The organism is Haladaptatus sp. SPP-AMP-3 (assembly GCF_049568665.1).
In the GTDB taxonomy this organism is placed as follows: Archaea; Halobacteriota; Halobacteria; order Halobacteriales; family Haladaptataceae; genus Haladaptatus; species Haladaptatus paucihalophilus.
The window spans coordinates 1177767-1197096 of sequence record NZ_CP145897.1; the positions used below are offsets into that span (position 1 = coordinate 1177767).

The 19330-nt window shown below is 64.1% G+C and carries 20 protein-coding genes; 11 read left to right on the forward strand and 9 right to left on the reverse strand.

Annotation, left to right across the window (positions count from 1 at the left end; genetic code table 11):
* Nucleotides 1-13: 13 nt before the first annotated feature.
* Together V5735_RS06785 and V5735_RS06790 are read right to left on the reverse strand one after the other, a co-directional pair.
* Complete coding sequence (locus tag V5735_RS06785) at nucleotides 14-1939, reverse strand: ABC transporter permease subunit (RefSeq protein WP_423745657.1); 1926 nt, start codon at nucleotides 1937-1939, stop codon at nucleotides 14-16.
* Nucleotides 1936-2823: an ATP-binding cassette domain-containing protein gene (locus tag V5735_RS06790; protein WP_423745658.1), complete on the reverse strand. Its 888-nt coding sequence runs from the start codon at nucleotides 2821-2823 to the stop codon at nucleotides 1936-1938. The genes V5735_RS06785 and V5735_RS06790 overlap by 4 nt, the downstream gene beginning before the upstream one ends.
* Nucleotides 2824-3026: 203 nt before the next feature.
* On the opposite strand from V5735_RS06790, the gene V5735_RS06795 reads away from it, so the two are divergent.
* Nucleotides 3027-3452 (forward strand): DUF5518 domain-containing protein, encoded by a 426-nt coding sequence (locus V5735_RS06795; RefSeq protein WP_423745659.1) that lies wholly within the window; start codon nucleotides 3027-3029, stop codon nucleotides 3450-3452.
* A 56-nt stretch (nucleotides 3453-3508) separates the two neighbouring features.
* Here the strand turns inward: V5735_RS06795 and V5735_RS06800 are convergent, their stop codons facing one another.
* Both V5735_RS06800 and V5735_RS06805 read right to left on the reverse strand, forming a co-directional pair.
* Nucleotides 3509-5050 (reverse strand): long-chain-fatty-acid--CoA ligase, encoded by a 1542-nt coding sequence (locus V5735_RS06800; RefSeq protein ID WP_423745660.1) that lies wholly within the window; start codon nucleotides 5048-5050, stop codon nucleotides 3509-3511.
* A gap of 96 nt (nucleotides 5051-5146) precedes the next feature.
* Entirely contained in the window at nucleotides 5147-5866 is a 720-nt protein-coding gene (locus V5735_RS06805) for a fumarylacetoacetate hydrolase family protein (RefSeq protein WP_423745661.1), read from the reverse strand.
* Between the two features lie 254 nt (nucleotides 5867-6120).
* Here V5735_RS06805 and V5735_RS06810 point away from each other — a divergent pair, with 254 nt between their 5' ends.
* The 9 genes from V5735_RS06810 to V5735_RS06850 all read left to right on the forward strand — a co-directional run bounded on the left by V5735_RS06810 (nucleotide 6121) and on the right by V5735_RS06850 (nucleotide 14645).
* Entirely contained in the window at nucleotides 6121-8325 is a 2205-nt protein-coding gene (locus V5735_RS06810; protein WP_423745662.1) for a type II/IV secretion system ATPase subunit, read from the forward strand.
* Entirely contained in the window at nucleotides 8322-10244 is a 1923-nt protein-coding gene (locus V5735_RS06815; RefSeq protein WP_423745663.1) for a type II secretion system F family protein, read from the forward strand. Before V5735_RS06810 ends, V5735_RS06815 begins: the two co-directional genes overlap by 4 nt.
* Entirely contained in the window at nucleotides 10241-10987 is a 747-nt protein-coding gene (locus V5735_RS06820; protein ID WP_423745664.1) for a DUF7289 family protein, read from the forward strand. The genes V5735_RS06815 and V5735_RS06820 overlap by 4 nt, the downstream gene beginning before the upstream one ends.
* Nucleotides 10987-11481: a DUF7266 family protein gene (locus V5735_RS06825; RefSeq protein ID WP_423745665.1), complete on the forward strand. Its 495-nt coding sequence runs from the start codon at nucleotides 10987-10989 to the stop codon at nucleotides 11479-11481. The genes V5735_RS06820 and V5735_RS06825 overlap by 1 nt, the downstream gene beginning before the upstream one ends.
* Nucleotides 11478-12191 carry a DUF7263 family protein gene (locus V5735_RS06830; RefSeq protein ID WP_423745666.1) on the forward strand — a complete coding sequence of 238 codons (714 nt, stop codon included), beginning with the start codon at nucleotides 11478-11480 and terminating at the stop codon, nucleotides 12189-12191. The genes V5735_RS06825 and V5735_RS06830 overlap by 4 nt, the downstream gene beginning before the upstream one ends.
* Nucleotides 12184-12630: a DUF7262 family protein gene (locus V5735_RS06835; protein ID WP_423745667.1), complete on the forward strand. Its 447-nt coding sequence runs from the start codon at nucleotides 12184-12186 to the stop codon at nucleotides 12628-12630. Before V5735_RS06830 ends, V5735_RS06835 begins: the two co-directional genes overlap by 8 nt.
* Complete coding sequence (locus V5735_RS06840; RefSeq protein WP_423745668.1) at nucleotides 12627-13154, forward strand: DUF7261 family protein; 528 nt, start codon at nucleotides 12627-12629, stop codon at nucleotides 13152-13154. The genes V5735_RS06835 and V5735_RS06840 overlap by 4 nt, the downstream gene beginning before the upstream one ends.
* Nucleotides 13155-13269: 115 nt before the next feature.
* Nucleotides 13270-14361 carry a Gfo/Idh/MocA family protein gene (locus V5735_RS06845; RefSeq protein WP_423745669.1) on the forward strand — a complete coding sequence of 364 codons (1092 nt, stop codon included), beginning with the start codon at nucleotides 13270-13272 and terminating at the stop codon, nucleotides 14359-14361.
* A gap of 110 nt (nucleotides 14362-14471) precedes the next feature.
* A complete protein-coding gene (locus tag V5735_RS06850) occupies nucleotides 14472-14645 on the forward strand; it encodes a hypothetical protein (protein WP_423745670.1) in 174 nt (57 codons plus the stop codon).
* Between the two features lie 39 nt (nucleotides 14646-14684).
* Here the strand turns inward: V5735_RS06850 and V5735_RS06855 are convergent, their stop codons facing one another.
* Nucleotides 14685-14921: a hypothetical protein gene (locus tag V5735_RS06855; RefSeq protein WP_423745671.1), complete on the reverse strand. Its 237-nt coding sequence runs from the start codon at nucleotides 14919-14921 to the stop codon at nucleotides 14685-14687.
* A 168-nt stretch (nucleotides 14922-15089) separates the two neighbouring features.
* Here V5735_RS06855 and V5735_RS06860 point away from each other — a divergent pair, with 168 nt between their 5' ends.
* Nucleotides 15090-16175 (forward strand): NAD(P)/FAD-dependent oxidoreductase, encoded by a 1086-nt coding sequence (locus V5735_RS06860; protein WP_423745672.1) that lies wholly within the window; start codon nucleotides 15090-15092, stop codon nucleotides 16173-16175.
* Between the two features lie 30 nt (nucleotides 16176-16205).
* Here the strand turns inward: V5735_RS06860 and V5735_RS06865 are convergent, their stop codons facing one another.
* The 4 genes from V5735_RS06865 to V5735_RS06880 all read right to left on the reverse strand — a co-directional run bounded on the left by V5735_RS06865 (nucleotide 16206) and on the right by V5735_RS06880 (nucleotide 19083).
* Nucleotides 16206-16328: a CcmD family protein gene (locus tag V5735_RS06865; RefSeq protein ID WP_423745673.1), complete on the reverse strand. Its 123-nt coding sequence runs from the start codon at nucleotides 16326-16328 to the stop codon at nucleotides 16206-16208.
* Complete coding sequence (locus V5735_RS06870) at nucleotides 16325-16993, reverse strand: cytochrome c biogenesis protein (RefSeq protein WP_423746002.1); 669 nt, start codon at nucleotides 16991-16993, stop codon at nucleotides 16325-16327. Before V5735_RS06870 ends, V5735_RS06865 begins: the two co-directional genes overlap by 4 nt.
* Before the next feature lie 118 nt (nucleotides 16994-17111).
* Nucleotides 17112-17795: a cytochrome c biogenesis CcdA family protein gene (locus V5735_RS06875; protein ID WP_423745674.1), complete on the reverse strand. Its 684-nt coding sequence runs from the start codon at nucleotides 17793-17795 to the stop codon at nucleotides 17112-17114.
* 49 nt (nucleotides 17796-17844) lie between these two features.
* Nucleotides 17845-19083 (reverse strand): c-type cytochrome, encoded by a 1239-nt coding sequence (locus tag V5735_RS06880; RefSeq protein ID WP_423745675.1) that lies wholly within the window; start codon nucleotides 19081-19083, stop codon nucleotides 17845-17847.
* Between the last annotated feature and the right edge of the window lie 247 nt (nucleotides 19084-19330).

Below are 19330 nucleotides of genomic sequence, written 5' to 3' on the forward strand. Positions count from 1 at the left end.
GACGGTGAGGCGCTTATCCAAGGGCGTTCACCACCGTTAGGTTGTAGGCGGCGTGAACCAGCGTCGTGACGACGAGCGTCCACGCGTACCAATTTCGGTCCTTGCTGGCACCGTAGGCCGTGACGGTCGCCGTGACCGAATGGAGCGCGAGCGGCGCGAACAGCAGGCCGAGCAAGACGAGCGGCGAGGCGTTCACGCCGAGGCCGGTGGTAGCACCGAACGCCGCCCGCCCAAGTTCGAGGTTCGGAAGTCCGACCAACTGGGCGATGGCGGTCAGTTTCTCGCCGACGAAGAAGCCGAAGCCGCTCAGCAGGCCGAGGCTCCCCACCGTCCGAAGCGAGCGGTCGAACCGCGAGTGGGAGAACCCGGCGTAGACGTGGACGCTCTTTGCGACCTCCTCGATGAACGCGATTGCGAGAAGCAACACGGGAATCGAGAGGTCCACGGGGAGCGCGAAGAGGAGCGCCACCGCGAGGAGTTCGGCGACGAAGACGAACGGAATCGAGAGCGCGCTGCATTTTGCGACGCTCCGCATCCCGTGAAGTTGACTGTCGAGCGCGTCGAGCGCCTTCAGCGTCACCGGGCGCTGGGTGAACATGTCCTCCTCGTGGTAGACGCCCCCGCCGAGCGCGAACAACACGCCCGCCGTGAGAAACAGCGGCAGCGTCGAGAAGGCGTACTGGCCGAGCGCGACAGACTCGCCCTGCAGGACGCGAACTACCAGCGACAGCGGCGAGATGGACGCGATGGGATGCACGTCGGTGAACACGGACGGCACGAACGCGTAGGAGGTGAGGAAGACGCTGAGCGACACCGTGACGAACGTTAGTTCCTTGAACGACCGGGCGAACATCGCGCCGACGAACGCGCTGGCGAGGAACAACAGCGCGATGGGAACCACCGCGGAGACGGCCGTCACCACCGCACCCGCGACGGCCAGCGGTTCGGAACCGACGTTGGGGGTAAACTGCACGATGCCGACCGCCGTCACCGTTGCGATGGCGACCATGCCGACGAAGTACGGCAGGGTCTTGCCGACGATGATGTCGCCGCGGGACACCGGCGAGACGAGGAGCAACTCGCCGCGGTCGTTGATGCGCTCCTCGATGACGCTGCTCGCGTAGGCCTGAATCACGAAGTTCATCGGCAGGATGAACGCGAACGCGAGCACCAGCGACTCGAACGGGAACGGCGGCGAGATGTCGGAGGGCGTCCCCTGTCGCTCGTTATCGACGAAGATGGACGACCCGGCACCGACCGACGGGGCCGCGACGGACCCGTTCGCCGACCCGTCCCGACCGCCCGCGTCGTTTCCGCCCATTCCGTCCGTTCCGGCACCACCGCTTCCGGCACCGTCGCTTCCGCCGAGGCGCGTCTCGCCCGCCGTCGTGGTGCGGGTGGTGATTCCGTTACCCGCGCCGGGTCCGCTTGCTCCACTTTTTCCCGCTCCGGGAGCACCGGCAATGACGTTCTGCTGGACGTACCGGAGCGTGACGTTCACCGGAAACGCGGCGGCACGGTCCGGTTCTTCGGCCATCCGTTCGTCGTTGTACCGCTCGACCGTCGTCCGCAGTTCGGCGAGCGCCGCCTTGCCTTTGGGCGAATCCTTGTAACGCAGCGCGTCCCGAGGACAGTTCGGAACGGCGTCACCGGTGCAGACGAACACGTCGAATTCGCCCGACTCGTAGGTCTCCGCGGTCGGTTCGACGGCCACGAACGTCGGGTCGGTCGTGACCGGACCGTAGTACTGGCTGTCCTCGCTGACGCCGACGCGGTAGATGCCGTCGTCTACGGTGTTCCCCCGACTGGCGACCATCGGGGTTAGCACGGCGACGAACAGGAGGACGACGGCGACGACGGCGAGCGTCCGGCGGTCGAACTGCCCCGCGTTCTTGCTCACCTCCCAGCGCGCGATGCGGAGCGTCTTGCGGCGTTTCACGGACGCCCCTCCACGTCCGGCGCGTCGGTCGCCAAATCGAGGAAGATGTCCTCCAAACTGGGCGAGCGCGTCTCGATGTCCACGACGCTCCCCCCGGCCGCTTCCGCGCGTTCCCGCGTCTCGGCCACGGCGTCCATGCTTTCGACGACGCGGCGGTAGGTTCCGTTCTCCCGCACCGCGTCGGCCACCTCGACCGTCGTGGAGACGTGGTACTCGGTCCGGCCGTGTTCCTCGCGGAGGTCTTCGACGCTCCCGCCCGCGACGATTCGGCCGTTGTTCATCACGACGATGCGGTCACAGATGCTCTCGACGTGAAAGAGGTTGTGAGCGCTGAAGACGACCGTCTTCCCCGAATCGCGCAACTCGCGCGTGAACTCGATGATGTAGTTCGTCGTGAGCGGGTCCAACCCGCTCGCCGGTTCGTCGTAAATCAGCACCGCCGGGTCGTTGACCAGCGAGCGGGCGATGGCCACCTTCCGGCACATTCCTTTGGACATGTCCCCCAGTCGTCGCTCGCGGTGGTCGAGTTCGAGGCGGTCCAGCGTGCGGTGAATCCGCTCGTCGGCGACGCCGCTCGGCACGTCGTAGAGGTCGGCGAAAAAGGACAGGTACGACAGCGGCGTCATGTCCTCGTACAGCGGCGACTCCTCGGGGAGAAACCCGAGTCGGGTCCGCATCTCGGGGTCCTGCGCGTCGTACCCCGCGACCCGCGCGCTCCCGGCGGTCGGTTCGATGAGTCCGGCGAGCATCTTCAGGGTCGTCGTCTTCCCCGCGCCGTTCGGCCCAATGACCCCGAACACCTCCCCCTCAGAGACGGAGAAACTGCTCCCCTCGACGGCCGTGAAGCCGCCGTATTCCTTCCGGAGGTTTTCTACTTCGACCATAGATATGTTATACTCTCGATACTGGAACTACTTGAGCGTGTACCAGTGGAATGGAAGTCGTTTACGAACGGTAAACGCCGCAAGACGGCACCGAAAACCGCCTATTAGATGGAATCTGCCAATCTCGAACACTTGCCAATCCCTCTTTTGGAATCCAGGTGATATTTAATGTGAACGACGAAATATAGTTCTCAGGAGTGATTATGACTGCTAATACCGATGGATTTTCTTACTGGCTACGTGAACGTATCGGCGTAGATGTCCTCCTCGGTCTCGCTTCGATACCCTTCACGATGGTGCTGACGTCCCATCCGTCCTCACTCGAAATGAGTCCGGTGCTCATAGCAGGGTTCGCGTCAGGGCTGTACTATGAAACGCAATCGAGGTCGGTGCGACGTGCCGGCTTTCGAACGGGGGTCGTCGGTAGCCTACCGATTTTCTGGACCTCGGTGAACTTCGTCGCCTCGGAGATTTCGGCGTCGTTGGACATCCAAGGATTTGCTGTCGTCGTCGGAGCGCTGTGGGTCGTCTTCGTGATGGCGATTAATGGGTTCGGTGCGGCGCTCTGTGCAATCGTTGGCGGCTGGGTATCACGCACGGTCACGGAATCTGCGGAGAGAGACGACTGACGGCACTCCGAACGGACACCGAAACCCCCTGACGATTACGTTCCACTGCCGTCCCCCTACGCGTCGTCCTCCCGGAGTTCGAACTTCTGAATCTTCCCGCTGGGCGTCTTCGGCAGTTCGTCGACGAAGGCGTACTCGCGCGGCCGCTTGAAGTCGGCGAGGTCGTCGTTCCCGAGGAGGAACGAATCGAGCGTTTCCGCGGTCGTCCCCAGTTCGGCGGCGACGTACGCGACCACTTTCTCGCCCCACTCGTCGTCGGGCGTGCCGACGACCGCCGCCTCGATCACGTCGGGGTGTTCGAGGAGCGTGTCTTCGACCTCTCGCGGGTAGATGTTCTCCCCGCCGCTGATTATCATGTCGTCCGCGCGGTCTTTGACCCAGACGTAGCCGTCCTCGTCGGCGTAGCCGAGGTCGCCGGAGTAGTACCACCCGTCGCGGATGGCCGCGTCGGTCTTCTCGGGACTGTTCCAGTACTCCCGCATCAGCGCCGGACCCTGAACGATGATTTCGCCGACGGTTCCGGGTGGTGCTTCTTCGTCCGGCGCGAGCGCGTTTCCGTCCTCGTCGAGACGGGCGACGCGGACGTCGTGGTTGAGTATCGGAATCCCGGCGCTGCCCGCCTTCTCCAGTTGCTCGTCCGGGTAGAGCACCGTGACCGCCGGGCCGAGTTCGGTCATGCCGTAGTACTGGATGAGGCCACAGCCGATTCGCTCGTGGACGTCGCGGATGGTCGCCGGTGCCATGCTCGCGCCGCCGTACCCGCCCAATCGGAGCGCGGAGAGGTCGTAGGATTCCGGGGTCGCTTGGAGCATCGCCAGCCACATCGTCGGCGCGCCGAACAGGACCGTCACGTCGTGTTCCACGAGCATCGAGAGCGTTTCCTCCGGGTCGAAGGCGTGCTGGATGACGTTCGTCGCGCCCACGTGAATTCGCGGAATGAGGAAGACGTGGAGTTCCGCGGAGTGATAGAGCGGTGCCGCCGAGAGGCCAACGTCGTCTCGGGTGAGTTGCTGGTCCACGAGAACGGACATGCTGTGTTCTATCATGTCTCGGTGGGCGTGGACGACGCCCTTCGGCCGCCCGGTGGTACCGCTGGTGTACATGACGATGTAGTCGTCCTCATCCGAAACGTTCGCGTTCGGCTCCGCCGCCGATTGGTCCGCGATCAGGTCGTAGAAATACGTGTCCGCATCCGGGTCGTCGACGTGGACGAACTCGTCGACCGTTTCCAGGTCGTCTCTGGCCGTCTCGACAACCTCCGCCACCGCGTCTTCGTAGACGAGCACCGAACTCTCGGCGTCGTTCAGGATGTACGCCACCTCTCCGGCGGGCAGGCGAAAGTTGAGCGGGTTGAACACCGCACCGAGTTTCGAGGCGGCGTACATCGTGAGCACCAGTTCACTGGTGTTGAACAGGAGCGTCGAGACGCGATCTCCCTTCTCGACACCGCGTTCGGAGAGCGCGTTGGCGAGTCGGTTCACTCGCTCGTCGAACTCCCGATACGTCCAGTTCTGGTCCTTTCGCGGGTACACCAGTGCGGTGCGGTCCGGGTTCTTCTCGGCCGTTAGGGAGAGAGTATCTCCCACGGTGGGATACATACACTGATTTCCATCGGCATAGATAATAAATATCCGGGCGCTGGTAGTTCGATTCTCTCGGCGTCTCCGTGCCATCGATACGCCGTTCTCGCGTGATTAGTTAGCGTCGACTATCGTGTTTCGGAGCGTTCCGATACCGTCGTATCGGATTTCGACCGCCTCGCCGGGACGAACGAGACCGGGGTTGGCGGGGCTGCCGAACGAAACGACGTCGCCCGGTTGGAACGTGTACCGCTCCGAGAGGAACGCGACGACTTCGCGCGGGGAAAACAGCATCTCCGAGGTGTTCGCCTCCTGCCGAAGGTCGCCGCCGACGTGCGTCGTCATCTCGACGTCCGAGGGGTCCAACTCCGTCTCGACCCACGGACCCAACGGAGCCGAGCCGTCGAACGCTTTCCGGGCGGTTCGCCCGTCCTGGTCGAGCGCATCGAGGTCGTTTAGTATCGTGTATCCGCGAACCGCGTCGTCCACGTCGCTAACGTCGAGGTTCGTGCATCGACCGTCGATAACGGCGGCGAGTTCTCCGGCGTACGTCAGTTCGCTCGTCCAGTCGGGATACGGGAGTGCCGCACCGTGCGGAAGAACCGACACCGGCGGCTTGATGAACCAGTCGGGACGCTCGGGTCGCTCGTACCCCATCTGGTCGTTCGTCGTCGCGTAGTTTCGCCCGACGCAGTACAGCGCCGACGGTTCGCAGGGAGCGAGCAGTTCGGCGTCGTCACCGACGAGGTACGACTCGGAGCCGGTGTCTACCGCTCCGCCCTCGTATTCACCAGTCAGCACCCCATCTGCGGTCCGTATCCGTGCCAAGCGCATACGTCGTAGCCACTCGAAGCAGGCGTCTATTCCTTTCGGTGCACGCTGACTACGTACCCGAAGTGTTCGCTGCTGCTGAAGTCGTGACCGATGTCGAAATCGTGACCACTGCTGAAGTTTCAAGATGGAAATTTCATGGAGAACGTAGCGTTGTACGACTACCGCACATAAATATACGGGATGTGATTTTTATATAATGTATCGGATTCCGAAGGTTTAAATCAGAATGGGCGACCGAATATATCTATAACGACATGTCTTCGTTGGATATATCGACGGATTCTGACACACCGGATACGGAGGCGGTTCCCCCGCCGATTCCGCCGGACGACTCCGACGCGTGGTACGCGCCCGACGTGCGCGACCAGCGCGAACTCCACCCCGGCGTGGTCGCTACGGTTCGGGAGACGGACGACGGGTTCCGCTACGGCGTTCGAACGCCAGCGCTCGGCGCGGCGGACGAGAACGCGCTCGACCGGGTTCGGGAGTACTTCGCCACCGCGAACCTCCGACGGCCGCTCACCCGCGAGGGAGCAGTCGAGTGCGTCGAGCAGGGGTTCGAACCGAAGTACCGCCGCGCCATCGACAGGCTGACAGACCTCTCACATTCGGCCCGTCGCCGGGTCGAGTATCACGCGCTGGCCGAGTTACTCTGTCTCGGGCGACTCACGCCGTTGGCGCTGGACGACCAGATAGAAGTCGCCGACGCCGCGGGGGACCAGCTCGTCGTCCACACCGAGGACTACGCACCCGCCGACACGGACCTCCCGGCCGACGCCGACTATCTGGCTCGCTTCGCCAGCGAGCGAATCGAGACGCACACGGTCGATTTCCGGGACTTTCGAATTCCGGTCGTCGTCTATCAGGAGCACCTGCTCGGGACGGATTCGTTCGCCACGAAGTACGCCGTCCTCGAACCGAACCTCCTGCCGGACGACGACCGCCTCATCGAGGAGTGTAAGGACCGCATCTGGGAGACCCACGTCGGCGACATCGTGGACGACCGCGCCGCGTTCGTCCGCTCGCGGGCGACGCAGTTCCTCTCGCGGCGGCTCACCGCCCGGAACACCCGCGCGTGGTTCGACGCGGCGAAGTATCGCGTTCGAACCGCGCTGGCGGAGTACGACCTCGCGGTCCCGCCGGTGGACCACCGCTTCTCGGACGACCGACTCACCGACCTCGTGTACTACGTCCTCCGCGATTACGTCGGGCACGGAAAGCTGACGATACCCATCCGGGACGGTCTACTCGAAGACATCGAGGCGAATCGCGTCGGCGAGCGAATCAAGGTCGTTCCCCGCGGCCGCGCCATCGGACACGGCGAGCGCATCCCGACGAACCTCGCGTTCGAGGACGAATCGGCGTTCGTCAACGTCGTCACCCAGATGGCCGCCTCGGACGGCGTGGAACTCAACGCCAGCAACCCCAGCGCGAAGGTGAACCTCTCGCTCGACGGCGTGGCCGACGAGGAGACCATCCGCTGTGCCGTCGCCCTCCCGGTCATTTCGGAGGACGGTCCGCACATCTCCATTCGGAAGCAGGCGCCGGACACGATGACCCCCGTCGACCTGCTCGACGCCGACAGCATCTCGACCGAAATCGTCACCTTCCTCTGGCAACTGTACGAACACCACGGCGTCGCGCTGTTTTCGGGACAAACGGGCGTCGGCAAGACGACCCTCATGAACGCGCACATGCCGTTCATCCCGTACCGCGACCGACCCATCAGCATCGACGAGGGGTCCCGCGAGGTGCGCCTGCCGCACGAAACGGGTGTCTCGCTCACCACCCGCGACCACGAAAACGACTACAAACGCGTGACGATGGCGGATCTGATGACCGAGTGTAACTACCTCAACCCGGACGTGGAGGTCATCGCGGAAATCAACACCCCCGCCTCGTTTCGGACGTTCGCCGAATCGCTGAACACGGGTCACGGACTCCTCGGGACGACCCACGCAGAGAACATCGAGAAACTCGTCAACCGAGTGGTCGAACAGGGGCTTTCCTCCTATCTCCTCCAAGAAATCGACCTCGTGGTGTTCCCCCGCAACGTGGACGGCGAGCGCTACGTCGGCGAAGTCGTCGAACTAGTGACCGAGGACGAGTTGGCCGAACTGGACGGCCGCTGTGGGACAGTCACGAAGGACGGCACGACGATTCACTGGAACGCCCTCGCGTGGCGGGAGCACGACGGGTCGTTCCACACGAAGTACGACCACCCGCACCTCGGCGACGACGAGCGGAACATCGGCTTTCGGTTCTTCCACCGCCTCGCCCACCGAACCGACCGGAGCGTCGAGGAAGTCGAGGCCGAGTTCCACCGTAAACACCGCTACGTGCAGTATCTGGAGCGCGAGGGCGTGACCGACTTCGACGAACTGTTCTCGTTCCTCGCCGACCTCCAGAACAACGAGGCGGCGACGGTGGAGCGGGTTTCGCGGGAGGTGAGCGGGTGAGCCTCACGACCGAATCGAGCGGAGACGCTTCGAAAACAACGACCTTCGAATCGTCGCTCGGCCTCTTCGACCGCGCGCTCTACGCGCTGTTTTCCCGCCACGCCGACCGGCGGCGACACGACCGGAACAGAAAGCGGTACCGCGCGACCGACGTGAACGCCAGTTTCGACGTGTTCCTCTCACGAATCTATGGCCTCTCGTGGGTCGCATTTCTGGGAACGTTCGCGTGGGTTCTCCTCCTCACGCTCGCCATTCCGCCGACCGTTCTGGCGCAGTTCGCGTCGTTCCTCCACGGCGGCGTTCCGGTCGTGGAGTACGTCCCGATTCCGCGCGTCCCGCGGGTGTACGCCGCGGCAGGGGTCTCCTTTTGCTGTGCGGCGCTCGGAAAGCGACTCACCGTCTGGTTCGGGGGGTTGTATCTCGGGTGGGCGGCGAGCGCCCGCCAGTCGAACATCGAGCGAACGCTTCCGGGTGCGGTCCGCTATCTCCGGGCACTCTCGTCCGGGAGCGACGACCTGCTGGAGATGCTCCGAAAAGTCGCCGACCGCGAGGAATCCTACGGCGAAACCGCGGTCGCGTTCCGGAAGGTACTGAACAAGGCCGCGCTGACCGGCAGCGTCGACGACGGTCTGCGAATCGTCGCCCGCGACACGCCGTCGCGGGACGTGCTCGCGCCGTTCCTGCTCAAGTTCCGCGAGCACGCGGAACAGGGACCGGACGCGTTGGAGCAGTACCTCCAGATGGAGGGACGGATGCTGAGCCACAGGCAGTCGCGGTCGCACGAACAGGCACAGGACTTCCTCGAACTGTTGGCGGAGATGTTCATCGTCCTGCTGGTCGTTCCGGCGCTGCTCGTCATCGTGCTGACGGTGATGAGCGTCCTCGCGCCGGGATTATCAAAACCGGCCCCGCCGCCGTTCGGCGGGCTTTCCGTCCGAGCGTTCATCGTCTACGCGAGCGGTGCCTTCATCCTCGTCATCGGAGCGGGCGCGGCGGTGTTGGTGTCCTCGCTCCGTCCGGCGGACCAATCTCCGCCGACCCACTCGCGCTCGAACCGCGTCTCGGACCTGTTCCGTACGGTCCTCATCAATCCGGCGAACACGGCCGCCGTCCTCGCCCCGGCGACGGTCGCCGTGGGTGGGCTTCTCTGGTATCTGAAGTACACGCCGGTCAACACGGCTCTCCTCTCGTACGTCGCGTTCGCGCTCCCGGTCGGGGTGGTGTCAGTTCGCCGGTCCCGCCGCGACGACGCGAAGGACCGGGAGATAAAAGACTTCGTGCACGCGGTATCGAGTCACGTCAGCCTCGGCCGACCCTTCTCCACGGCCGTCGAGCGCGTCGCACGGGACGTGGACCTCGGCGCGCTCCAGCCGAACGTCAACGACCTCGCGTTCAGTTCGAACCTCACCAGCCGCGAGGGCGACCTCCGACGCGACGCCCTCTCTCGATTCGTCGAGGACGTCGGGACACCGCTCGCGGACCAAACCATCGGCCTCGTCACCGGAACGCTGGACGTCGGCGGCGACACCGAAACTGTGTTCGACACGCTACAGGTCGAAATCGGGCGGCTCTACCACCAGAAGAAATCGCTCCGGTCGAACATGCTCGTGTACGTCGTCGTGGGGTGGATGACCGCACTGCTCGTCGTCGGCATCATGGTCGCGGTCAACGCCTACGTGCTCGACAGCTTCTCGCAGTTGTCGGCGGTCTCCTCGTCCAGCGCCGGATTCGCGCTCGACCCGCACGCGGTGCAACCCGCCCGAGACCGCCATCGGTTCTACGTCGTCACCCAAGCGACCATGCTCGCGTGCGGTTGGTTCGCGGGGTACGCCAGTCGTGGCTTCTACGAGGCGTTGCTCCACTCGGCGGCGCTCGTGGCGGTCGCGTATTTCGTCTTCGCGGGGGTGGGAATGGTATGACTCGCGGCGAGTCGAACGTCCGGGGAAAATCGAACGCCAGAGGGCAGTCCAACGTCATCGGCGTCGCCCTCCTGCTCGGCGTCGTCATGCTCTCGCTCGCGTCGCTGACGGCGAGCGTCGGGATGGTCGTCCAGAGCAACGCCGCGACGGCGGACGCGGCCCGGGTCGCTACGGACATGAATCGGGCACTCAACCCGGTGGAAGCGACCGGCATCCATCGCGGTCGCGTGGCGTTTTCGGCAGGAAAACTGACGACCGAGGGCCGAGAACTCCGCGTTCTCAACGAATCGGGGACCGTCCGAGTCGTCCGCGTGGACGCCCTCGTCTTCACGAACGGTGACAGACGCGTCACCGACCTCGCCGGAGCGGTCGTCCAGGGAACGGGCGATGCCGGGAGGATGGACTCCCGCCCACCCATCACGTCGTCCGAACGCGGTGGCGTCCTCGTCGTCGGGGCCGCGAAGCTCAACGCCTCCGGTCGGACGGTCGTATCGAAGCGCGGCGAATCCGCGGTCGTCCGCACGAATGTCACGCACGACCGAACGGCGCTCGGCAACGGAACCTACCGGGTCGCGGTGGAAACGAAAACGCCCGACGCGTGGGGTCGCTACTTCGAGCGGCAGAACGCCACGACGACGACTCGGGACTTCGACGGCGACGGGGTTCCGAGCGTCGTCGCGCGGTACCCCGGAACGCGATTTTGCTACCTCGTCGTTCACGACATGCACATGGAGGTGCTGTGATGGGCGGACGAGCGCGCAGCGCCGCCGACGGAGTGAACAAAACGGACGACCGGGCGGTCAGCCCGGTCATCGGTAAGGTGCTCGAAGCCGGACTCGTCGTGCTGTATATCGGCCTGCTGACGACCACCTTGTACGGCGGCGTCGTTCCCAAGTACAGAACGGCCGTCGGCGACGAGATGGGACAGCGCGTGCTGTCGAAGTCGGCCGAGCGAATCCAACAGGCGGTTCCCGAGGCCGGAACGAACGTCGACGTTCGAACCCGCGTCTCGTTGCCGGAAACCGTTCGCGGACGTGGGTACATCATCCGGGCCGACGGAACAACACTGACGCTCGACCACCCGAACCACCGACTGAACTCGAGCGTGCGACTCGCCCTTCCGTCGCGGGTGGCGACCGTGCGCGGAAACTGGTCGAGTCGTGAACCGGCGTTAATCACGGTTCGAAGCGGTCCGGACGGCCTCGTCGTGGAACTGAAACGAGGTGAAAAGCGATGAGTCCGATGCGTCGTGAGCGGCGATACGGATTGGAGGGACGCGCGCAGATGAACTTGCCCGCGTTGGCGGTCGCACTGCTCATCCTGACGATGGTGACGGGACTGAGCGTCGGCATCGCCGACAGGGCGTTGCTCGGTGCGGACAGGAATCCAACGACGCGGCGGGCCGCCGTGGCGACGAGCGAACGACTCGTCTCGGCGGACAGTCCGTTGACGGTTCGGTCGAGCGTCGTCAACGCGACGACGCTCGACCGATTCGACGCGAGTCGGCTGACGGAGTGGTTTCCGGTGGTCGGCGAACGGGACGTCCGCATTCGCCTCGGCGGGACCGTCGTCGCCGAACGGGGCTCACCGACAGGCGGCGTGACGATTCGCCGAATCGTCCTCGTCGAGAATCGGAGCGCGGTGACGCTGACGCCGCCGTTGTCGACGAGCGACCCCCAGTTCACCCTCCCACGCCGCACGCCGAACGCGACGCTCGCCCTTCACCCGCCGGACGGGACGACCGTGAGTGTCGTCCGAGCGAACGGTCGGGTGGTGTTGCGAAACGCGTCGGGTATCGACGGGCAGTTTCACGTTCCTCTTTCGCGGTTCGAGACGACTCGATTCTCGTTCGAAGCGGACGGAAACCTTCCGACGGGCAGCGTCAACGTCACCTATTACCCGGCGAAAACCCGAAAAGCGGTTCTGGCGGTGACGATCGATGCGTAGCGGACGTAGCGAGACGCCGCGTGACGGCTCACGGTCGTCCCGCGCTCAACTGTCGCTGTCCGTCGTTGAAGCGGGAATCGGCGTCGTACTCGTCCTCGGCGTCACGATGGGGTTCGCGTTCGGCGTTCCGTCGCCGAACACGCGCGGAACGCAACTCGACCTGTACGCGAAGGATTCCGGGGCGGTGCTCGTCCACGAGGCCCCGCGACACCACGGTGCGACGCGGTTGGCGGAGATAATCGAGTCGAAGGAGTCGTTCCGCCGCGAGAAGAACGCGCTGGAGACACGCGTGGACCGCATCCTCCCGGACAACCTGATGTTCCGGGTCGAGACGCCGAACGGTTCGGTCGGCTATCGAAAACCGGGCGGCGTCCCGGTCGGCGTCTCGACGGTGACGACCACCAACGGCGACGTGACCATCTGGGTGTGGTACGTATGAAAAATCGCGCTCAACTCGTCCTCACGGCGGCGGCCGTGGTCGCCGTCGCGCTCGCGCCCGCGGTGTTCGCCTACCTGCAACTGGGCTACAGCGCGGATGTAGCCGCAAGCGGCGATTACGACGCTCCCGTCGGGAACGCACAGCGCGTCCTCTCGCGTGGCGTTCACGGTGCGGCCGACGGAGTCCCGTCGTCGTATCGATGGAACCGTCGGGAGGCGGCCATCTCGGCGGTGCGAGCGAGCCTCCGACCGACGATAGGCGCGCTCCGGTCCTCCCGCGTCGAATCAGGAACCGTGTACCGGGTGGCGTACAACCGGTCGGCAGCGCAAGCGTGGGCCGACGAACGCTGTGCGGCGACACGCGGGCCGAACCGACAGTTCGGTGCGTGCGAGGCCAGCCGCGGCGTCGTCGTCCAGAATCGGACCGGCGAGACGCACGTCCTCGCGGCGGCGTTCGACGTGCAGGTGACGACCGAGCGGGGGCGGAGCGAAGCGACGATGATCGTCCCGTACGACGACGGGTGAGTGGTGGAAAACACCCATCGCAAGCAATTGGGTGGAAGCGCCCCGTATCGAACGGCTGACGGAAACTTCGCCGGTGACGGCCACTTATTTCATCCACCGACCCGTTTCCGTTTCCATGCAGGAAACAGCAGTTCGTCTCGGCGTCGTCGGTTTGGGATTCATGGGACAGACCCACGCGACCAACGCCGAAGAACTCGGACACGACGTGGTGGCGGGTGCGGACATCGACCCCGCGACGCGCGACGAATTCGAATCGGCGTACGGCGCGGCCACCTACGAAGGGTTCGAAGCGATGTACGAGGCGGAGAACCTCGATGCGGTCGCCGTTTCCACTCCCAACACCTACCACGAAGCGGCCGTCGTCGCCGCGCTGGAGCACGGCTACGACGTGTTCTGTGAGAAACCGCTCGCGGACACGCTGGAGAGCGCAGAGCGCATGGCCGAGGCCGCACGAGCGGCCGACGGCTTTTGCATGGTGAACTTCCACAACCGCGTCTCGACCGCGGCAGAGTTGTTCATGGGCTATCAGGAGGACGGCTACTTCGGGGAGATTCGCCACGTGCGGGCGAACTACGTCCGCAGTCGCGGCATTCCCGGCGTCGGGTCGTGGTTCACCAACGAGGAACTCTCGGGCGGCGGCGTCGTGGTCGATATCGGCGTCCACGCCATCGACCTCGCGCTGTATCTGATGGGATTCCCGCCGGTCGAGGACGTGTTCGCCGTCACCCGCACGGGATTCGGCGACCGCGACGACTACGTGGACCCGGACGACTGGTACGACGCTACGGAGGAAGCCGTGTTCGACGTGGAGGACTCGGCGACGGCGCTAATCCGCTGTGCGGACGACCGGACGCTCTCGCTCGAAGTCGCGTGGGCGGCCAACGAAACGGCCAATCAGGAGTTCGTCGTCCGCGGAAGCCAGGCGGGCGCACGCCTCGACCTCGGCGGCGAGACGTTGACCATGCTGGAGGGGAGCCATCGCGGTACCGACCACCTGGTCGAATCGTCGGTCAGCGACGCCTCGCTCGACCACACCGGCTGGCGCGGCAGCGACAAGCGGTTCCTCGATGCCGTCGCGGCGGGCGAGGCACCCGAGTTCAACACCATCGAGCAGGCGCTCACCACCCAGCGCGTCATGGACGCTATCTACCGCTCCGCCGAGACGGGCGAGCGCGTCTCGGTCGACGACCGGCCGGTCGGTCGCTAACCGGTTTTACCTGGCCCCGTCGATGCGGACATCTCACGATTGACACGGAATGGGTTCGATGGGTATCAGACAACCGAATAGTTTAACGCGACGATACGACATTGTGAAACATGAACGACAGAACCGACCGGCTTCTTGCCACGCTCGTCGTACTGGTCGCGTTGCTTCTCGTTTCGCAGGTCACGGTCGTCCCGAGAAACCGCCTGTTCGGGACGATATCGATTGGCGTCGCCGTCGTGGCAATCCTCTACGCGCTCATCGAAATCGCGGACATGTTCGGGTAGCGACGGAACGACGTTTCCATTCGCAAACACGGCGTCGAATCACCGAAACGCGGCGTCCCAGACGAGGTTCGAGAGGCAGATGCCGAGATACGCGCCGACGGTGCCGATGAAAAACTGCTGTGCGGCGTCACCGAGCGTTCCCATACCGTCCCCGTGAAGCACGAGGAGGTTCGCCGCGACGTACAGCGCCATCACGACGGCGAGGAAGACGAACAGCGGAACGTTGACGAAGTACGCCAGTTTGGAGGCGGGGGGTTCTGACGCCGGAAGGACCATTGTGTCCGAATTTCGACCGTATTTCGTATATCCTTTCTCATCGCGGACGATACGAAAATAGCGTTCGTTTTCCGCTCTACTGTCCGTCGCGGTACCGACGCTTCGTCCCCGACTACCCGAGGTCGGGCAAAACTCAGGTAGCTTCGAATCCATCGTCCAGGCCAAGCAATGAACGTCGGCATCATCGGCGGAGGCGTCATCGGCACCAGTTGCGCGTACCACCTCTCCGACCGCGGTCACGAAGTCACGCTTTTCGAACGGGACGAAATCGGTTCGGGAACGACGGCGGCGTCGATGGCCGTCTTCGTGTGGCAGGCGGTCCCGCCGACCGAGTTCGCACACCGACTTCGGCGGCGCGCGTGGGAAGAGTACGCGGCGTTCATCGACGACGGCGACCTCGACTACACGCGAACGGGGCTTCGGCACGTCGCGTGGTCGGAATCGACGCTGGAGACGTATCGGGAGTACGCCGACGACCTCGACGCCGCGGGTGTGGACGCGAGGGTGCGGTCGGGCAACGGACCGTACGATGACGACCGCGCGGTCGGGGAGCTTTACACCCCAGAAGACGGCTACTTCGACCCCGTTTCCGTCGCGGAACTGTACGCCCGGAAAGCGCGGGCTGCGGGCGCGACGATTCGAACCGAGACGACCGTTACGGACCTCGACACCGAGTCGGGCCGCGTGGTCGGTCTCGAACTGGACGACGACGGAATAGCGCTCGATGCGGTCGTGAACGCCGCCGGACCGTGGGCACCGGCGGTCGGTGTCGCGGACGACGACTGCCCGCTGCGGCGGACCGCCGGACCCATCGTCGGCTTCGAAACCGACGAGGACGTCGAAATTCCCTTCTCGCTCTTCGAAAACGACCTCTACGTCCGCGACTACTCGAACGGCGTGTACGTCGGCCACTACAACACCGACTATCGAGACGACGAGGACGCGAACCCGTCGGCAGCGGCGACTCCCGACGACGACGGCGAGTTCGAGCAACGGGCGAGGAACCTATTGGGCCATCTCGGGTTCGACGCCGACGACCTTCGGCGCGATACGGCGTGGACCGGGTATCGAACCGTCACGCCGGACGGATTCCCCATCGTCGGCCAGGGGACCACCGGAAACTACTACCTCGCCGTCGGGATGAGCGGCCTCGGAATCACCCGCGCGCCCGTCGTCGGCCAGTCGGTCGCGGATGCGGTCGGCGGCGAGTCGTCGTCGATGCTCCGCGCGATGTCGCCCGACCGCTTCGACTGATTCGTCGCCGTCGGAAAATAGTCGGTCGCGTTATCGCCGGTCGCCCAGCTGTTTTTCGAGCGATACGAGTCGCCGCTGTAATCGAAGGACGTAGCCGAATATCAGGAGGAAGATGGCCCCGTATCCGGCGATGAGTAGTGGTTCCATGGTCATCGGTTGTGTCGTCTCCCCCAAAGTACCTTGTCTTCTAGCTCGTGGAGTTTGATTCGAACGCCCATCAGGTACGCGTACAGGAACGTGACCGCGAGTATCGAGACGACGAGAGTGAGCGGGTCGATGTTCGCGCTGACGTTCCCGTTCCCGAGGGTCGCCTCGTGAAACGTCGGCGTCCAGAGGCGCGTCGCGGCGTAGGAGATGGGAACGGTCACGAACCCGAGGACGCCGTAGACGGACGCGTAGCGCTCGTCGTCGCTGTTCTCGGTCGAGGAGTAGACGACGAGATAGCCCGCGTACACGAGCCACACGATGAGGAAGGTGACGAGGCGGACGTCGCTCCACTCCCACCACGAGTTCCAGATGACTTTTCCCCAAATGCTGCCGGTAATGAGCGTCAGCGTGGCGAACAGAAAACCGATTTCTCCCGCGCTGTGCGCGAGGCGGTTCCAGAACCGGCCTTCGTAGCGCAGATAGAAGACGCTCCCGAGGAACGTCGTGGCCAGCGCCACCGAACTGGTCCACGCCAGCGCGATGTGCCAGTATGCGATTAGGTTCGCACCGTGCTCGATGCCGTACATCGTGCTCGACGCGAATCCGAAGACGAGAACGATAGAGGCGAGTCCCGCGATGAACGTCCCCCACCTGACCGCCCTGCTCCACATCACCCGGTCGAAAAATCGAACGAGAAGGCCCAATTTAGAGGATATTGCGCGCATGTGCCTACACCATACACTATTGTTTACCCCCGCGACTAATCAGTTTCGTTTCAGCGAGCGTTTCTCACGCAAGCAACGACATCACGAGTTTGTCGATGTCGAACAGCATCGCAACACCCGTCACGATGAGAACGTAGCCCGCCACTTTTCTGAAGTGTACGGGTCGCCGTCCTCGCATCACGGTGTCGGCGAGCGCCCGACCGCCGCGCTTGCTCCCGTAGGCGACCCCGAGCAGGGGCACCGAGAAGCCGAGTCCGTAGACGAACAGGAGGGAGGCGCTCCGGGAAACGTCGCCGGTTGCCCCGACGTACGCCAGCACCCCGCCGAGAATCGGCCCGACGCACGGCAGCCAAACGACGCCGAGTAGCAGTCCGAGCAGGAACGCGCTGGCGAGGGGATGGTCGCGTTCGTCCACGAGCGCGGTCGCCTCGGTCGCGCGACCGGCGACCTTCGAAGCGTACGTCGAGTACACCTCGTGAACGTCGTCGTCCGCCATGACCGCACCGAACGCTATCATCACCGCCATCAACGGGCCGCGAAGCGCGTCCGGGGAGAGACCACCGACGACGCCCGTCGCCACGCCGAGGACGGTGAACGAGCTGATGCTCCCGAACACGATCGACAGCGGTCGGAATCGATGGCCCACGCTCCCCGCGAGCATCGGGGGAAGCATCGGAAGACAACACGGCGTCAGAATGGTCACTACTCCCGCGAAAAAGACCGCGACGACGCTCGGTGTTCCTGCCATCGTTCCGTTCGTGTGCTCCGAAAGAAGTAAAATCGAAGTGATTCCCGCGTTAGGACGCTTGCCGGTCGTCCCCGTTCGCCCCGTCGAACACGTCGCCGAGAGCGGCGTTGCTGCTCGCGTTCGCGGTGCCGTTGATCGATGTCTCGTTCAACGGATTCCGGTACTTGTCCGTGTTCTTCGGGATGTCCCCTTTGTTGAGCGACTCCGTTCCGACCGGGATTCCGGCCATGAGGAGCTTCTTGCGCATCGGGTTCATGTTGTACCCGAACCGGTCCTGCACGCGCTTGTAGTAGACGGCCTCGTCCGGCGGTCCGTCCGCCGACCAGTCCTTGTTCTGACGGCCGAGATGCGGACGGTCGTGGCCGTTTACGAATCCGGCGATGTCTTGGACGTCGCGCCAATCGCTCACCGTGTGTGCCGAACCGTACGGCATCGCTTCACGGATGAAGCCGGATGCGGTGTAGATTCGGCCCATGCCCGCCCCGTCGTTGTAGGAGTCCGGTCCCCACAGCGGCGGATACTGTCCTTTCGACCCTTGTCCGTCCTTTCCGTGACAGGACGCACAGTTTTCGAGGTACAGCTTCGCCCCGCGGACGGGGTTGACGTTGGGTATCGGCATCTTCTCGCTTCCCTCGGGCTTGCGGATGTGACGCCAGTACGGAACCTTCTGAACCGGCGTTCCCTTCGCCAGCCAGACGAGATACGACTCCATCGCCTGTATCTCGCGGCTGTCGTATTCTGGGATGTTCTCCGGGTCAGTGTTCATGCTCCGGAGGAAACACCCCTGAATGCGCTGGCGCATGTCGCGCATCCTGCTCGTTCGGCCCGTCCACTCGGGATAGCCCGCGGCCGTGCCGACGAGCGGAATCATCTTGATGTCCTGCCCGACCATGCCGTTCGCGGTCGGGAGCGACCCGCCGCCGTGACAGTTCGCACAGGACATCCGACTCGTGCCGGTCTGGTTCGGAATCTCGTTGGCCGTGTTCGCGAACAGTTGCCGACCGTATTTGACGAGTTCGCGTCGATGTTCGTTCTCGGGCAGCGTCGAGTTGTTCATCTTCTTCGGGACGAACGCGGCCTGCTGTCCGGCGGTCTCGTTGCGATACCGCATGTCATCACCGGCCTGCCCCTCTCGAAGATTCTTGTCCATCCACTCGAAGCCGCTCCAGTCGCCGGGGAGCTTGAGCTCACCGGCCTGGCTGGAGTCCTTCTGATACAACATGGGTGCGGTGCAACCCGCCAAGACGAGAACGAACGCGAGGGAAACGGTTGCAATCCGTCGATTCATCGTCCTCCCCGACGTCGCGACGTCGCCCGTTCGATACCCCGTTCACCTGTCTGCAGAGTCGTGTCCATAGCTTACAGTATTGTGTTTTTCCGCTATTCCTCCCGGGCTATTAAACGTTTGTAATGGTGAACCAATCTCTCGTTCTTCGTGCGACGATTTGGGAAAACAGAGTACGTATTCGCATTATAACGGACATGTCACTTCGAGCAGGTCCCCGGAGGTATAGAATGATATCTACAAGAACACG

Bases quoted from the DNA above. Each gene is read 5' to 3' on its own strand.
- V5735_RS06790 (WP_423745658.1), bottom strand. From the start codon at position 2,823: ATGGTCGAAGTAGAAAACCTCCGGAAGGAATACGGCGGCTTCACGGCC.
- V5735_RS06795 (WP_423745659.1), top strand. From the start codon at position 3,027: ATGACTGCTAATACCGATGGATTTTCTTACTGGCTACGTGAACGTATC.
- V5735_RS06800 (WP_423745660.1), bottom strand. From the start codon at position 5,050: ATGTATCCCACCGTGGGAGATACTCTCTCCCTAACGGCCGAGAAGAAC.
- V5735_RS06805 (WP_423745661.1), bottom strand. From the start codon at position 5,866: ATGCGCTTGGCACGGATACGGACCGCAGATGGGGTGCTGACTGGTGAA.
- V5735_RS06810 (WP_423745662.1), top strand. From the start codon at position 6,121: ATGTCTTCGTTGGATATATCGACGGATTCTGACACACCGGATACGGAG.
- V5735_RS06820 (WP_423745664.1), top strand. From the start codon at position 10,241: ATGACTCGCGGCGAGTCGAACGTCCGGGGAAAATCGAACGCCAGAGGG.
- V5735_RS06825 (WP_423745665.1), top strand. From the start codon at position 10,987: ATGGGCGGACGAGCGCGCAGCGCCGCCGACGGAGTGAACAAAACGGAC.
- V5735_RS06830 (WP_423745666.1), top strand. From the start codon at position 11,478: ATGAGTCCGATGCGTCGTGAGCGGCGATACGGATTGGAGGGACGCGCG.
- V5735_RS06835 (WP_423745667.1), top strand. From the start codon at position 12,184: ATGCGTAGCGGACGTAGCGAGACGCCGCGTGACGGCTCACGGTCGTCC.
- V5735_RS06840 (WP_423745668.1), top strand. From the start codon at position 12,627: ATGAAAAATCGCGCTCAACTCGTCCTCACGGCGGCGGCCGTGGTCGCC.
- V5735_RS06845 (WP_423745669.1), top strand. From the start codon at position 13,270: ATGCAGGAAACAGCAGTTCGTCTCGGCGTCGTCGGTTTGGGATTCATG.
- V5735_RS06850 (WP_423745670.1), top strand. From the start codon at position 14,472: ATGAACGACAGAACCGACCGGCTTCTTGCCACGCTCGTCGTACTGGTC.
- V5735_RS06855 (WP_423745671.1), bottom strand. From the start codon at position 14,921: ATGGTCCTTCCGGCGTCAGAACCCCCCGCCTCCAAACTGGCGTACTTC.
- V5735_RS06860 (WP_423745672.1), top strand. From the start codon at position 15,090: ATGAACGTCGGCATCATCGGCGGAGGCGTCATCGGCACCAGTTGCGCG.
- V5735_RS06865 (WP_423745673.1), bottom strand. From the start codon at position 16,328: ATGACCATGGAACCACTACTCATCGCCGGATACGGGGCCATCTTCCTC.
- V5735_RS06870 (WP_423746002.1), bottom strand. From the start codon at position 16,993: ATGTGGAGCAGGGCGGTCAGGTGGGGGACGTTCATCGCGGGACTCGCC.
- V5735_RS06875 (WP_423745674.1), bottom strand. From the start codon at position 17,795: ATGGCAGGAACACCGAGCGTCGTCGCGGTCTTTTTCGCGGGAGTAGTG.
- V5735_RS06880 (WP_423745675.1), bottom strand. From the start codon at position 19,083: ATGAATCGACGGATTGCAACCGTTTCCCTCGCGTTCGTTCTCGTCTTG.